Origin of the sequence: Paramylibacter kogurei (genome assembly GCF_002742285.1) — a bacterium.
Taxonomy (GTDB): Bacteria; Pseudomonadota; Alphaproteobacteria; order Rhodobacterales; family Rhodobacteraceae; genus Amylibacter; species Amylibacter kogurei.
This window is the reverse complement of record NZ_MDGM01000014.1, coordinates 169,833-183,660: the sequence shown is the minus strand read 5'-3', so window position 1 is coordinate 183,660 and position 13,828 is coordinate 169,833. Positions and strand designations below refer to the sequence as shown.

Genomic DNA, 13,828 nt, shown 5'->3' with positions numbered 1-13,828 from the left:
TCAATAATGGCCATAGCAGCCAGCCCCTCTGGTGGTGTGTTGTTGGATACCAACGGGCGCGACACGTTACGGGGCGACATTGGGGATGATATTTTCACCATGCATCGCGATGGCTTGCGGGATTATATTCGTCGATTTGATCTTGCCAATGATCTGATAGATTTGTCCGCGTTTAACGTGACATGGCAAGAAGTGAACATCGCACATCGAAGCGGCAATAATTTCATCATTACCATTCGTGGTGAGCGAACCATGCTCACGCTTGAACCCGATCCAAACGGACAGAGTTATGACTTTCTTTCGATTGATGAAACAAGTTTTATCTTTAACACTGGTGCGGCAACGCCCGCGTCCAACATTCTTTTGGATCAATCGGGCAAATCGCGGATCAATGGCACCGATCAGCCAGATATTTTTATCTTTCACGAAGATTATGAAACGGATGTGATAAAATTTTTTGATCCCCAAAAAGACAAGGTCGATCTATCGGGGTTCAATGTTGTGTTTTCAGAGCTGGAATTTGAAACAGACAAGGCTGGCAAGGTGTTGATACACGTCGCCGATGAAACAATTATCATTCGCGATTGTTCTTATGAAATGATCGCAACCGATTATACCGAAGATATGTTCATCTTTTAACGCAAAAGCCCCACACGATGTGCAGGGCTTTCACTCAATCTATTGTCGATGTAAATTACATCGCAGCTTTTGCTTGTGCGACAACCGCACCAAATGCTTCTGGTTCGTGAACGGCAAGATCGGCCAGAACCTTACGGTCCACTTCGATACCTGCTTTGTTCAAACCATTGATGAATTTGCTATATGTCAGCGTGTCATCATATGCGCGCACACCAGCGTTGATACGTTGGATCCACAACGCGCGGAAATTGCGCTTGCGGTTCTTACGGTCGCGTGTTGCATATTGGTTCGCTTTGTCCACAGCCTGTGTTGCTGTACGGAAAGTATTCTTGCGGCGGCCATAATAACCTTTGGCTGCTTTGATGACTTTCTTGTGACGTGCGTGGGTGACTTTACCTGATGTTACTCGTGCCATTGTTCAGTCTCCTTAGCGTGCGTAGGGCATGTATTTTTTAACGATCTTTTCGTCCGCAGCACAAAGTGTGGTTGTACCACGTGCGTCACGGATGAATTTTGTAGATCGCTTGATCATGCCGTGGCGTTTGCCAGCTTGACCTGCTTTTACACGGCCAGATGCCGTTACCTTAAAGCGCTTTTTCGCGCCTGACTTTGTCTTCATCTTGGGCATTTCCATCTCCATCGTTTGAGTTGGTGAAAGCACGACTCGGCATACCCTTACAGGCCGGTCGCGCCAGTGATCGCGCACATATACAGTGATTCATATATTTTGCAAGCGCAGTTGCGTGTCAATTGTTCAACACAGAACCCATTATACGAAAAAACGCGTTTGGTATTTCATCAAGTGTCAATGTACCTTCGGACAATACCCACGCCCAATACCCCAATCCTACAGCACAGAATACAACAATCACACCTGATATTGGCGAACGATGATCCACAAGTGCGGATAAAATGCCCAAAATACCGAACACTCCGACAAATATCGCGGCGATGATTTGATAATCGTACGGCACGTATACATCCCTAGGTTTTACAAAATCTAAGGTGGATATTAATCCGATTCTCCTTGGTAAATCAATTTTTCGTCTGCTGGCGCAACACGCAAAATATTTGTGGACCCAGGCGTATTGAACGGAATACCTGCCATGACCACAATTTTATCTTCGTTGGTCGCAAAATCATGGCTTCGCGCAGCACGCGCAGCACTGACAACGGCCAGTTTAAACCGTCCAACTTCGCTTGTGTGAACGCAATGCAAACCCCAAACCAAGCAAAGCTTGCGCGCAGTACCAATCAATGGCGTCAATGCAATGATCGGAACAATTGGTTTTTCTCGCGATGCGGAAATCGCTGTGCGACCTGAATGAGAAAAACAACATATTGCTTTGATATCTGTCGTTTCAGCAATTTCACGCGCAGCGGCGGTAATCGCCTCTGCCACTGTTGTTTTTGCTTGGGTGCGGAATGCTTCGATGACCTGTCGATAGGTTGGGTCTGATTCCACTGAAATCGCAACATTGTTCATGGTTTGAACTGCCTCAACAGGATAATCACCCGCAGCGGATTCCGCAGATAACATCACTGCGTCGGCACCTTCATAAATCGCGGTTGCAACATCGGACACTTCTGCACGTGTTGGAACGGGTGAAGTGATCATGCTTTCCATCATCTGTGTGGCAACAATCACGGGTTTGCCTGCATTGCGACACGCACGAACCAACCGTTTTTGAATTGGCGGTACGTCTTGCACGGGCAGCTCTACCCCCAAATCACCACGTGCCACCATGATGCCATCAGATACCTGCAAAATTTCGTCAAACGCTTTCACTGCGGCTGGTTTCTCGATTTTAGAAACAATCGCGGCACGGCCATCTGCCAGCTCGCGCGCTTCGGTCACATCCTCTGCTCGTTGCACAAATGACAATGCCAACCAATCAACACCCAAGCCACAAACAAATTCCAAATCTTTGCGATCCTTGTCTGACAATGCGGCAAGCGGCAAAACAACATCCGGAACATTCACGCCTTTGCGGTTGGAAATTTCACCGCCGACAACGACCTTGCAATCCGCATAATCGTCGTTGCATTCCACAACTTCGACTTTGATTTTCCCGTCATTCACCAACAATGTTGCACCAGGTTCAAGCGCTTCAAAAATTTCTTTGTGTGGCAAACAAACACGTGTGGCATCACCCTCGGTTTCATCGCGATCAAACCGGAAAGGAGCGCCAACCTCTAGCATTTCCTTGCCATTTTTAAACACACCACAGCGCAGCTTTGGCCCTTGCAAATCAGCCAAAATCGCAATTGGACGACCTGTGTCGCGTTCGATGTCACGAATAATCTGATGGCGCTCACGAATTTCATCATGGCTTCCGTGGCTCATATTCAAACGAAAAACATCGGCACCCTCTTCAAAAAGCTTTTTAATCACCTCGTAAGTGCTGGACGCAGGGCCCAAGGTTGCTACGATTTTGATGTTGCGAAGGCGTCTCATTAATTTGTCCCGTTCATGCTTGTTTTCAGTTGGCATCGCTCAAATGCTGTGATTATTTGCAACGTGAATTATACCAACCATATGAAATCTCTATGACATGCAATAAAGCCTTTTCCATCAAAGGCAAAGACCGTAGCGCAAACATAATTATTTTATGTGACCATGCGTCAAATAGGATACCACCCGAAATCAACAATGGTTGTCTCGGATTATCCAAACGCGATATGGAGCGGCATATTGCCTATGATGTTGGTGCGGCGGGTGTTTCTCAACACTTGGGCGCACTGCTGGATGCCCCCGTCATAACATCAAATTTTTCGCGTTTGGTGATTGATCCAAATCGTGGTGAAGACGACCCCACATTGTTAATGCGTCTTTATGATGGTTCCATCATTCCCGCCAATAGATACGCGGATGAAGCTGAAAAAAACCGTCGGTTAGAGCTTTGCTATCGCCCCTATGATCAAGCGATCACCGATACCATTGCGCAATACGAAAACCCAATTTTGATTTCAATGCATTCTTTCACGCCACAACTCAACGGGCGTGCAAAGCGTCCTTGGGAAATCGGTGTTTTGTTTGCCCAAGATCAACGCCTATCCGCGCCATTCATTACATCACTTCAACGTGACCCCGAATTGACGATTGGAATAAATGAGCCATACAGTGGAAAACTTGATGGTGACACAATGGATCGCCACGCCATGCGCGCGGGCCATTTACACGCCTTGATTGAGGTTCGCAACGACCTGATCGAAACAGAAAACGGGCAAAAACAATGGGCCGAACGATTGGCACCACATTTAATCACAGCGATTGAACACGCCACAAACCAAGGGGCATAACGATGGATAAACAAACCCAAACCGAACTGGAAGCCGCTGCATTTCGCCGCTTGCGCGATCACTTAGCAGAACGCAGTGATGTGCAAAATATTGATATGATGAACCTTGCTGGATTTTGTCGCAACTGTCTGTCGCGCTGGTATCAAGAAGCTGCAAATGAAAAGGGCATCGATATGTCCAAAGACGAAGGCCGCGAAGCATTCTACGGCATGCCGTTTTCGCAATGGAAAGAAAAATACCAAACAGAGGCAAACGAAGCGCAAAAGGCAGCGTTTGAAACCTCCCACTCCAAATGATTTAAATATCCGCGTCGCAGACATATGTTTACACGACAGGGCAAACCGCTTGCGCCCGTGGCGCAAGCTAATCATCATGAACGCTTTGCGTTCGCTATATCGTTAAATCGCGGCTTTGCGCATTTCATCCAAATAGATTTCGCGCAAGCGCGATGCAACTGGCCCGACGTTACCAGTACCAACGGCAGTGCCGTCGATCTCTACAACAGGCATCACAAATGTTGATGCGCTGGTGACGAATGCCTCGTCCGCATCTTGTGCTTCGGAAATGGTAAAGCTGCGCTCTTCCACTTTCATCTGCGCTTCTTTCGCGAACCGCAAAACCGCGGCGCGCGTGATGCCACTTAAAATCTCATTGCCCAAGTGGCGTGTAATGATAACCCCATCTTTCACGATATAGGCATTGTTCGAAGTGCCTTCGGTGACGGATCCATCCTCGACCATCCACGCATCATCGCATCCCGCCGCTTTCGCCATCATTTTTCCCATCGAAGGATACAACAATTGCACGGTTTTAATGTCGCGACGTCCCCAACGAATGTCGTCGATTGAAATCACTTTCATCCCAATTTGGGCAGCGGGTGAATTGGCCAACCCTGGTTTATCTTGTGTAAACAAAACCAAGCTGGGCTTTGCATCTTTTGGATATGCAAAATCGCGATCTGCAGCACCGCGTGTGACTTGCAAATAGACCATGCCCTCTTCGACATTGTTGCGCTTTACCAATTCGCGGTGAATTTCCAACAATTCTTCGTCGGTGCAAGCTGGTTTCATATCCAATTCATTTAATGAGCGGGTCAGACGCTTTGCGTGACCGTCAAAATCGATCAACTTGCCATCCAATACGGTTGTCACTTCGTAAACACCGTCTGCCATCAAAAACCCACGATCAAAGATCGAGATTTTTGCGTCACTTTCGTTTACATATTCGCCGTTCACATAAACAATTCGTTCCATGATGTGTTATCCCCAAAGTTTACTATCCGCTGGATGCACACCTTGTGCATCATAATAAAGCGCGTTTTCGCGGTCTTCGCCCAATAACAGCGGCCCGTCAAGATCAACAACCGCCGCACCCTGCGCCAACAAAACCGCTGGCGCCATGGCGAGTGATGAACCGACCATACATCCAATCATCACTTCAAACCCTTGTGCGATTGCCTCCGAACGCAATGCTAATGCCTCGGTCAAGCCACCGGTTTTATCAAGTTTGATATTCACCATGTCATATTTGCCCTTTAACTTGGGCAAACTTGTCCGATCATGACAGCTTTCATCGGCACAAACAGGCAAGACGCGATCCATTTTTAACAATGCATCATCAGCACCTGCTGGCAACGGTTGTTCAACCATCGTCACACCAAGATCAACCAAGACAGGTGCAAGTGTTGCGTACAATTCCGGTGTCCAACCTTCGTTCGCATCAACAATAATTGTGGCATCTGACGCACCTGCACGCACCGCCTTGATCCGCGAAACATCCGCATCGCCACCACCAAGTTTGGTTTTCAACAATGGGCGAAACGCATTTTTCGCAGCTTCTTTTTCCATCACTTCTGGATCAGCCAAAGATAACGTAAACGCCGTTATCTCTGGTTTTAGTGGGTTTAACCCTGCCAATTCCCAAACAGGTTTGCGGGCTAATTTGGCCTCCAAATCCCAAAGCGCGCAATCAACAGCGTTGCGCGCTGCGCCTGCTGGCAATAAATCCAACAATTCCATACGATCAAATTGTTTTGGCAATGCTGCGATCTGTGCCGCAACACTGTCCATTGTTTCATCATAACGGGCATAGGGCACGCATTCCCCCCACCCCGTTTGACCATCTTTGGTGATGTTTACTGTAATAACCTTGGCTTCGGTGCGTGAACCGCGTGCAATGGTGAAAACTTGCGCGAGTTGAAAACGATCATGCGTTACTGTAATATCCATGATTGTCGCTTAACAGTTTGCCAAAGCATCCACCAGACGCCCCGCGCCATTTCGGAAAGGATCAACCGCAGGCAAACCCATGCGTTTTTCGGTTTCTTCCAAATACGCAACAGATTCCGTATCCGACAAATGTTGGGTGTTCACCGAAATACCAACAACCTTGACATCTGGGTTTACGACACGCGCCATAATCAACGCAGTATCGCGCAATTCTTCCAAGCTTGGCTGTTGATAATCTGGCAATCCACGCATGTGTTTGCGTGTTGGTTCATGACACAGGATCAACGCATCGGGCTGACCGCCATGGATCAACGCCATAGTCACGCCAGAATATGACGCGTGATATAACGATCCCTGCCCTTCGATCAGATCCCAATGATCCGCTTCATTTTCAGGCGTAATATATTCAACAGACCCAGCCATGAAATCAGCAATCACAGCGTCAAGCGGTACACCGCTGCCTGTGATCAAAATACCTGTTTGCCCTGTGGCGCGAAACGTTGCCTTCATTTCGCGTGCAACCATTTCTTTTTCCATCGCAAGGGCTGTGTACATTTTACCAACCGAACAATCCGTGCCAACCGCAAGGCAACGTTTGCCAGCGCGGCGCACACCATTTGCAATCGGGTATTGCACGGACGGCACACGTACATCGTGCAGCTCGCGCCCATGCAATGCCGCCGCTGCAACCAATTCTGGTTCATCCGCCAACAAGTTGTGCAGGCCAGACGCGATATCCAATCCTGCCTCTAACGCGCGTTCCAAAACAACACGCCATGCGGGTGAAATAACGCCCCCACGGTTTGCAACGCCAATGACCAGCGTTTTTACACCAGCGGCAACCGCTGCATCAAAATCCATATCAGGCAACCCCATATCCGCGTGACAATTATCCATGCGATATTGCCCAATCGAATATTCGGGGCGCCAGTCTTTGATCCCTTGGGCAACCTTTGCCGCCAACGCATCAGGCGCATCGCCCAAGAAAAGAAGATATGGTGTTTTGATCATCGTTTCATTCCCAAATTAGAAGTTCACGAAACGATATAAAGCGATGACAGCGCAAGATTTCATTAAATCATCGCAATGAACAACTAATTTTCGAAGAAACGGTTCGTTTTTCACCAATTCGTGCAAGAATTGGTGAAAAAGTTATCGCATTGTGATCAGGTGTTGTTTGGTTCGATCAAATCAACACCCACAACTGGGCGCAAAACATGTGGCTTGGTTGGATCATAAAGCGCACTATCAACAAAATCGTGCCCTTCTGCCAATGCAGGGCCGACCATCACCAATGCTGTACGTGTGATTTTTTCGGCGCGCACCTTTTTGCGGATATCTTTTAATGTTCCGCGAATGATAATTTGATCAGGCCAGCTTGCGCGATAAATAACAACAACGGGGCAATCTTCGCCGTAATGCGGGGTTAATTCTCGTTCGATTGCACGCATATTGCGAATGGCCAAATGGATGCACAATGTTGCACCTGTACGGCCAAAATTATCCAGTGTTTCACCTTCGGGCATGCCAGTGGATTGCATTGACATGCGCGTCAAAACAATTGATTGCGCGATTTCTGGGATCGTCAATTCCTGCCCAATCGCAGCCGCCGCCGCCGCATATGCAGGTACACCTGGGATAATTTCAAATGGAATGTTATCCGCACGCAAACGTCGGATTTGTTCAGCAATAGCACCATAAAGCGATGGATCACCTGAATGAACCCGTGCAACATCATCGCCCCGCTCGTGCGCTGCTTTGATTTCAGCGTGGGTATCATCCAACGTCATCGCCGCAGTGTCTTTGACGATTGCATCCTTTGGTGCAAATGCAACTACAGCCTCTGGCACCAATGATCCCGCATACAGACACACTGGGCATCGTTCGATCAATCCACGTGATTTTACCGTGATCAAATCAGGGTCACCTGGACCAGCGCCGATAAAATAAACCGTCATGATAAATCTCCGTCAATTTTGCGGGCATAACCGCGCGGCGTGTACATCCGTTGACCTTCGCCCAGATTGGCCAATTTGGAATGTGAGGATCCAATCAATACCACAGTCAACATATCAACTTCGTCCACTTCCAATTCTGAAAGTTTCCGATATCTGATGTGTTCCTCTGGCCGCCCAAGCGAACTTGCCAACATCACGGGGGTGTCCGCTGGGCGATGTTGTAATAAAATGTCACGTGCTTCGGCCAACAAGGTACGACGGCGCATCGAAACGGGATTGTAAAACGCAATCACAAAATCACCCATCGCGGCTGCGTTCAATCGTTTGATAATATCCTCGCGTGGTGTCAATAAATCCGACAGGCTTATCGCGCAAAAATCATGTCCCAGTGGCGCACCCGCGCGTGCCGCTGCGCCTTGCAATGCGGAAACACCAGGGGTGCACTGCACCTCTACGCGGCGTGCCGCATCACTGACACCCATTTGATCAGGACCGCGATCCAACAATTCAAACACCAACGCGCCCATGGCATAAATGCCTGCGTCACCTGAACAGATCAACGCAACATTTTTACCCTTCCCTGCCTGTTCCAACGCATAGCGGCATCGATCCTCCTCACCACCCAGTGGGAAATCAGAACGTGTTTTACCATGCGCCAATGGTCCCAGCAGATCGATATAAAGCCCATAGCCGACCAATTCTTCGGCCTCTTGCACCAGATGGCTTGCCTCTGGTGTGCGCCAGCTATGTTGACCTGGCCCTGTGCTGATGATTGATAGTTTGCCGCGTGAACGTCCCGCAAATTCGGTTATCAAATCACCATTGCTGGCAATCGCACATGTTGCATTTGCGGTCTTTTGTTTTTCCAGTGTGAGCGTTCCATCACAAAGCGCAATCGCGGCACCTTCTGAAACGCCGTGGCATCCAACCTCGTTAAACACAACATCCGATGGGTTTGCCAATTTTGCGCTCTGCGCTTCAAGCTCGCTTGCGCTGAACAATCGATATGGAACGCCCAACCGCGCCGCCGTTTCAATCATAGCAGGTTCATCACCCTTCAGATCAAGCGACCCAACAGCGGCGATCGTTTCCTTGGCAATGCCCGCCTTGTTCAGGCTGGCCATCACCAGATCCCACATTTCATCAACGTCACAACCGCGTGCACACCCCAAACCCAACGTGTATTTTTGCGGGTGATAGGCAAGCGTATCTTCATCGGTTACAACGCTACGTTCGCTTGCGATAAGCTTCACGCTCCCATTGTCATCACCATCCAAATCCCAAATATTGTCACCGATAATTTGTGGTTTTTCGCCCGACAATAACGCCGCCATCACTGATTTCGCCGCATCTGGATTGGCCAAACGCCAACCAACAGGCGGTTCATCAAGTGCGACGCCAAGTGCCACATCACCAGCGGTTGTCACCGCGGCATGTGTTTTCAAACCAGTCGCAATATCGCGTGCCAAACGGTTTGCACCACGATGCCCACCCAGCAATGGGATAACCGTTGATCCATCATCGGGGATAGCAACAACGGGTGGTTCGGCGCGTTTATCATTCAACAATGGTGCAACCGCACGCACCAATATGCCCGCCGCGCAAACCCCAACAATCGGGGTGCCCGCCGCAAACAATGTGCGGGCGTGATCCAATGCATTTTCAAAATACACATCGGCATCAGCCACACGATCCATGCGACCATGCAATGGCACGCCAAGAATTTTTGCCACATGTTTTGCAGTTGGCAGGCCTGAATTTGACAGGCACATTACGATGGGTGTTACAGCCACGGATCGTTTCCTTTGGTCACAAGTATCATTGAAAAATAAGGTGCGGGTTCAGGCACATCCGCAAGCGGCATCACCTTTTGCACTGGTAAAGTTGCGCGTTCGACATAAACCGCATGTTGAATCAAATTCAGCTCTGTCAGCACCTTTTTGATTTTTGGCAAATGGCGCCCAACCTTCATGATGGCGACTGCTTCTGCACCGCTTATGCGGGCGTGCAAGTCATCTTCGCCAATCGGGCCTGGAATAATTGTCAGCACTTCGTTGCGCGCTGTCAGCGGTTTTTGCACCGCCGCTGCGCATGCTGTCACCGATGTCACACCCGCAACGACTTCGGTTTCATAGCGATCTGCAAGTCGGGAAAACAGGTACATAAAGCTTCCGTAAAAAAACGGATCACCTTCGCATAACACCACCACGTTTTTTCCTGCATCGAGTGCACCAGCGATATCCGCCGCACCTGTATCATATGCGGCCTGTGCGGGTTCACGTTCAACTGACATGGGAACATGAATTGCAATTTCGCCAACACCATTCGGGATCACATCCGCTGCGATTGATCGTGCGAAACTGTCCCCACCCTCGAGCGTGGGATAGGCGACGACATCCGCATTTTGGATCAAACGATACGCCTTTAACGTCATCAACTCAGGGTCGCCCGGCCCAAGCCCAACACCGTACAATTTACCGATCATCGTTTCACAAGGCTCCATTGTGTGACAGGCATTAATGGACGCCACCCTGTCAAATTTCCAATGGGTTCGGCACGATTGATCTGTAGCTTGGTCAATTGACCACCATGTTTTTTATGAAGGGAGATCAACAGCGCCTCTGATTCCAATGTAACGGCATTGCACACCAGACGCCCCAACGGACGCAGTGCTTCCCAACACGCATCAAAGGTTTCAATCGACAATCCCCCACCGATAAAAATCGCATCGGGCGCGGTCAATCCATTCAGTTTTTCTGGTACTGAACCTGACACCAGTTCCAATTTTGGCACCCCAAGTGCCAACGCGTTTTGTGCCGCGAAAACGCGACGATCATCGCGTGGTTCAATGCCAATCGCTCGCGCATATCGCGCCGCACGCATCCATTCAACCGCAACAGAACCACACCCGCACCCAACATCCCATAACAATGCACCACGCATGGGCATCAGCTTGGCCAGTGTTGCTGCACGAACCTCTTGTTTTGTCATTGTCCCATCATGGGCAAACAATTCATCTGGTAATCCTGGCACACGAGGAAGCAACGCTGCATCCGATGCGGCAATACATTCCACCGCCAAGGTGTTGAACGCGGGTACTTCATGATCCCAATCGCGGGCAATTCCATCAAAACGTTGTTCGTTTTCTCCACCCATTGATGCCAGTACCGTCATGCGGCTGCCGCCAAATCCGCGTTCTTTTAAAAACGCGGCGACTTGGGATGGTGTTTCGCTGCCTGTAGTTAAAATCAACAAGCGTTGATCTGGTTGAATGAATGCAACCATTTGCTCAATCGCGCGACCGTGCACCGTTAGCGTTTCAAGATCGGCCATCGACCAACCCATGCGTGCCGCGGCCAACTGAAACGCAGATAACTGCGGATGATAAACAATCTCGCTTGGATCAAGCTCGCGCCCAATGCGTGCGCCAACGGAATACCAAAGCGGATCACCCGTCGCCAAAACAACCACCCGTTTACCACGGTTGGATTTCAGCGTTTCGATCAATGCATCAAATGGTGAAGGCCATGCAATACGTGTCGCATCCAAATCTTTGGTCAAGGCGTGATGACGTTCACCGCCGATAATAATTTCCGCGGCTTCAACAACAGTGCGCGTTGCACTGGTTAATCCTTCAAGCCCATCTTCGCCGATGCCAACGATATGCAACCACGCGCTCATGTGCGATCCTCTGGCAGTCCTGCGGCCAGCGCGTTTACACCCGCCGATGCCATTGCCGAACCACCCTTGCGCCCGCGCAATGCAATGAAATTACACCCTCGTGGGTTGGCGGCAAGCTCTGCTTTGCTTTCTGCTGCACCGACAAACCCTACGGGAAATCCAAGGATACACGCAGGTTTTGCCCAACCTTGATCTAGCAATTCCAACAAATGAAACAATGCCGTGGGCGCATTGCCAATGGCCACAACAGCACCGTCAATGTGATCGCGCCATAGTTCTACCGCAGCGGCGGAACGTGTGTTTCCGATGTCTTTTGCAAGTGTTGGGACAGACGGATCGTTCAGCGTTACAATCACTTGATTATCGGTGGGCAAGTATCGACGGATAATGCCCGCACCCACCATTTCACAATCGCACAACACAGGCGCACCCGCGGCAAGGGCCGCCATGCCTTCGCGCGCAGCATTGGGGGAAAATGCCAACCGATCGGCGATTTCAACCATGCCACAAGAATGGATCAACCGTGTGACCAGCGGCTGCATGGATAGATCAAACCGATCTAATCGCGCCTCTTTGCGCACGGTGGCAAAGCTCTGTGCATAAATTTCTGACGGTTCGCGAATGTAATGGAGTGGCGGGCGCTTGGTCACTTTTTTCGCGCGCTCTCTGGGCCATGTGGGTGTTTCGCATGGGGGTATTCTGCGTGGACATGATCATGGTGGTGATGGTGATCGTGGTCATGCGAGTGGCTGTGGTCATGATGATGGTGGTGATCCATGTCCAATCGGCATTCGCCAGTACAGTAAGTATCACACAATTTGCAATCCTCCACATTTGAACCGGGTGCATTTGCACCTTGGCCTTCCACGTGGTGGTGGTGGCTTTCTTGGATGGCGCCAACCTCGGATTCAAACCCCAACACCTGCGTGCGATATTTACACATCGCACAATTGGGTGGTGGAATTTCACCAACCTGTTCTGTGATACGTTGAACAAAGGTTTCCAACACCTTTGGGTGATCACCCAAATATCCAGCTTTTTCAAATTGAATGTCGCGGTATTTTTCGGCGCATTTATCCGAAAACCCATAAATGCGATCAATCAAAATGCCCGAAAACAAAAAATATGGAAATACGATAACGCGTTTATATCCCAGCTTTGACACATGATCCAAACAGGGTTCAACCAATGGGAATGTCACACCAGAATACCCTGTTTCGCACCAACCAAAACCCATACCTTCCCACAGAAGGCGGGCAATTTTGGATACGTTGGAATTGGCATCAGGGTCAGATGCACCACGCCCAATCACCACCAATGCAGTTTCGGACAATGGCAATTCACCGTGTTTGGCATTGGCGGCGTCAACCGCGTCTTGTACGCGCGCACCCGCCGCAGCGATCATCAACGGATCAACGCCCAGCTCTTGTCCATAACTGATATCAACACCGTGTTTTGCTGCGTAGGTATTTAAAACCGTTGGAATGTCATTCTTTGAATGCATCGCCGCAAACAACATACCCGGCACCGCAAGAATTTTTGTACATCCCTGTGCGCGCAAATTATCCAATCCATCGCGGATCAGCGGGTTTGCAAATTCCAGATAGCCATATTCCATCGGCCATTCAGGTGGTAGCAAAGGCGGTAATTTTTCCGCCAAGGTTGCAAATTCATCAACAGCAGATTGTGACCGTGATCCATGACCACAGATCATCACACCAATTTTTTCAGCCATTGATCAAGCTTCCTGCGGGGCTTCGTTTGATTCTTCTTCGGCTTGTTCTTCTTGGTCGGATGATTCAGCATCTTTTTTGGCACGCCGTGCACCATATGCCGCCGCCGCGCCAGCAAGGCCCAGCGCGATCAAACCCCAAATATGGCCGTGGCCCGCAACTTCGCCAATATGTCCAACATGGGCAAAGGCAAGGTTTGGAAACAATACAACGCACAACACGCTTAAAATTCGCATCTTATATTCCTCTCAATGTGGTGGCGTCGTGACGAAGTTGGTTTGGCCCC

17 protein-coding genes are annotated in these 13,828 nt (G+C 49.6%); 3 read left to right on the top strand and 14 right to left on the bottom strand.

The genetic code is table 11. The annotated features are described in order from the left end of the window. Positions 1-6 precede the first annotated feature (6 nt). Positions 7-639, top strand: coding sequence for a hypothetical protein (locus BFP76_RS13595; RefSeq protein WP_099594491.1), 633 nt, complete (start codon positions 7-9; stop codon positions 637-639). 55 nt (positions 640-694) lie between these two features. On the opposite strand, the gene rplT is transcribed toward BFP76_RS13595, so the two are convergent. The 4 genes from rplT to pyk form a co-directional block, all read right to left on the bottom strand. Then, complete coding sequence (gene rplT / locus BFP76_RS13590; protein WP_099594490.1) at positions 695-1,054, bottom strand: 50S ribosomal protein L20; 360 nt, start codon at positions 1,052-1,054, stop codon at positions 695-697. A gap of 12 nt (positions 1,055-1,066) precedes the next feature. Then, positions 1,067-1,267 (bottom strand): 50S ribosomal protein L35, encoded by a 201-nt coding sequence (rpmI, locus tag BFP76_RS13585; protein ID WP_099594489.1) that lies wholly within the window; start codon positions 1,265-1,267, stop codon positions 1,067-1,069. 118 nt (positions 1,268-1,385) lie between these two features. Further along, the gene (locus BFP76_RS13580) at positions 1,386-1,613 is read right to left on the bottom strand and encodes a hypothetical protein (RefSeq protein WP_099594488.1); all 228 of its coding nucleotides are present in this window, start codon (positions 1,611-1,613) and stop codon (positions 1,386-1,388) included. Between the two features lie 38 nt (positions 1,614-1,651). Continuing rightward, a complete protein-coding gene (pyk, locus tag BFP76_RS13575; protein ID WP_099594582.1) occupies positions 1,652-3,097 on the bottom strand; it encodes a pyruvate kinase in 1,446 nt (481 codons plus the stop codon). Between the two features lie 92 nt (positions 3,098-3,189). On the opposite strand from pyk, the gene BFP76_RS13570 reads away from it, so the two are divergent. Both BFP76_RS13570 and BFP76_RS13565 read left to right on the top strand, forming a co-directional pair. After that, positions 3,190-3,942, top strand: a complete 753-nt coding sequence (locus tag BFP76_RS13570) for an N-formylglutamate amidohydrolase (RefSeq protein WP_099594487.1) — start codon at positions 3,190-3,192, stop codon at positions 3,940-3,942. Between the two features lie 2 nt (positions 3,943-3,944). Next, positions 3,945-4,238, top strand: coding sequence for a DUF1244 domain-containing protein (locus tag BFP76_RS13565; RefSeq protein WP_099594486.1), 294 nt, complete (start codon positions 3,945-3,947; stop codon positions 4,236-4,238). Positions 4,239-4,340: 102 nt separating this feature from the next. Here the strand turns inward: BFP76_RS13565 and BFP76_RS13560 are convergent, their stop codons facing one another. The 10 genes from BFP76_RS13560 to BFP76_RS13515 form a co-directional block, all read right to left on the bottom strand. Beyond that, a complete protein-coding gene (locus BFP76_RS13560) occupies positions 4,341-5,195 on the bottom strand; it encodes a D-amino-acid transaminase (protein WP_099594485.1) in 855 nt (284 codons plus the stop codon). Between the two features lie 6 nt (positions 5,196-5,201). Further along, complete coding sequence (gene dgcA, locus BFP76_RS13555; RefSeq protein ID WP_099594484.1) at positions 5,202-6,170, bottom strand: N-acetyl-D-Glu racemase DgcA; 969 nt, start codon at positions 6,168-6,170, stop codon at positions 5,202-5,204. Between the two features lie 9 nt (positions 6,171-6,179). Next, positions 6,180-7,181 carry an N-acetyltransferase DgcN gene (gene dgcN / locus BFP76_RS13550; RefSeq protein WP_099594483.1) on the bottom strand — a complete coding sequence of 334 codons (1,002 nt, stop codon included), beginning with the start codon at positions 7,179-7,181 and terminating at the stop codon, positions 6,180-6,182. Positions 7,182-7,336: 155 nt separating this feature from the next. Further along, positions 7,337-8,128, bottom strand: coding sequence for a precorrin-4 C(11)-methyltransferase (gene cobM, locus BFP76_RS13545; protein WP_099594482.1), 792 nt, complete (start codon positions 8,126-8,128; stop codon positions 7,337-7,339). After that, positions 8,125-9,921, bottom strand: coding sequence for a precorrin-3B C(17)-methyltransferase (cobJ, locus tag BFP76_RS13540; protein WP_099594481.1), 1,797 nt, complete (start codon positions 9,919-9,921; stop codon positions 8,125-8,127). The genes cobM and cobJ overlap by 4 nt, the downstream gene beginning before the upstream one ends. Then, positions 9,912-10,613, bottom strand: a complete 702-nt coding sequence (cobI, locus tag BFP76_RS13535) for a precorrin-2 C(20)-methyltransferase (protein ID WP_099594480.1) — start codon at positions 10,611-10,613, stop codon at positions 9,912-9,914. Before cobI ends, cobJ begins: the two co-directional genes overlap by 10 nt. After that, positions 10,610-11,809, bottom strand: coding sequence for a precorrin-6y C5,15-methyltransferase (decarboxylating) subunit CbiE (gene cbiE, locus BFP76_RS13530; RefSeq protein WP_099594479.1), 1,200 nt, complete (start codon positions 11,807-11,809; stop codon positions 10,610-10,612). Before cbiE ends, cobI begins: the two co-directional genes overlap by 4 nt. Then, on the bottom strand, positions 11,806-12,459 hold the full coding sequence (locus BFP76_RS13525) for a precorrin-8X methylmutase (RefSeq protein WP_099594478.1): 654 nt from the start codon (positions 12,457-12,459) through the stop codon (positions 11,806-11,808). The genes cbiE and BFP76_RS13525 overlap by 4 nt, the downstream gene beginning before the upstream one ends. Further along, positions 12,456-13,544, bottom strand: coding sequence for a sirohydrochlorin chelatase (locus BFP76_RS13520; protein ID WP_099594477.1), 1,089 nt, complete (start codon positions 13,542-13,544; stop codon positions 12,456-12,458). Before BFP76_RS13520 ends, BFP76_RS13525 begins: the two co-directional genes overlap by 4 nt. A 3-nt stretch (positions 13,545-13,547) precedes the next feature. Next, a complete protein-coding gene (locus tag BFP76_RS13515; RefSeq protein WP_099594476.1) occupies positions 13,548-13,778 on the bottom strand; it encodes a DUF6732 family protein in 231 nt (76 codons plus the stop codon). Between the last annotated feature and the right edge of the window lie 50 nt (positions 13,779-13,828).

Bases quoted from the DNA above. Each gene is read 5' to 3' on its own strand.
- BFP76_RS13595 (WP_099594491.1), top strand. From the start codon at position 7: ATGGCCATAGCAGCCAGCCCCTCTGGTGGTGTGTTGTTGGATACCAAC.
- rplT (WP_099594490.1), bottom strand. From the start codon at position 1,054: ATGGCACGAGTAACATCAGGTAAAGTCACCCACGCACGTCACAAGAAA.
- rpmI (WP_099594489.1), bottom strand. From the start codon at position 1,267: ATGCCCAAGATGAAGACAAAGTCAGGCGCGAAAAAGCGCTTTAAGGTA.
- pyk (WP_099594582.1), bottom strand. From the start codon at position 3,097: ATGAGACGCCTTCGCAACATCAAAATCGTAGCAACCTTGGGCCCTGCG.
- BFP76_RS13570 (WP_099594487.1), top strand. From the start codon at position 3,190: ATGACATGCAATAAAGCCTTTTCCATCAAAGGCAAAGACCGTAGCGCA.
- BFP76_RS13565 (WP_099594486.1), top strand. From the start codon at position 3,945: ATGGATAAACAAACCCAAACCGAACTGGAAGCCGCTGCATTTCGCCGC.
- BFP76_RS13560 (WP_099594485.1), bottom strand. From the start codon at position 5,195: ATGGAACGAATTGTTTATGTGAACGGCGAATATGTAAACGAAAGTGAC.
- dgcA (WP_099594484.1), bottom strand. From the start codon at position 6,170: ATGGATATTACAGTAACGCATGATCGTTTTCAACTCGCGCAAGTTTTC.
- dgcN (WP_099594483.1), bottom strand. From the start codon at position 7,181: ATGATCAAAACACCATATCTTCTTTTCTTGGGCGATGCGCCTGATGCG.
- cobM (WP_099594482.1), bottom strand. From the start codon at position 8,128: ATGACGGTTTATTTTATCGGCGCTGGTCCAGGTGACCCTGATTTGATC.
- cobI (WP_099594480.1), bottom strand. From the start codon at position 10,613: ATGATCGGTAAATTGTACGGTGTTGGGCTTGGGCCGGGCGACCCTGAG.
- cbiE (WP_099594479.1), bottom strand. From the start codon at position 11,809: ATGAGCGCGTGGTTGCATATCGTTGGCATCGGCGAAGATGGGCTTGAA.
- BFP76_RS13520 (WP_099594477.1), bottom strand. From the start codon at position 13,544: ATGGCTGAAAAAATTGGTGTGATGATCTGTGGTCATGGATCACGGTCA.
- BFP76_RS13515 (WP_099594476.1), bottom strand. From the start codon at position 13,778: ATGCGAATTTTAAGCGTGTTGTGCGTTGTATTGTTTCCAAACCTTGCC.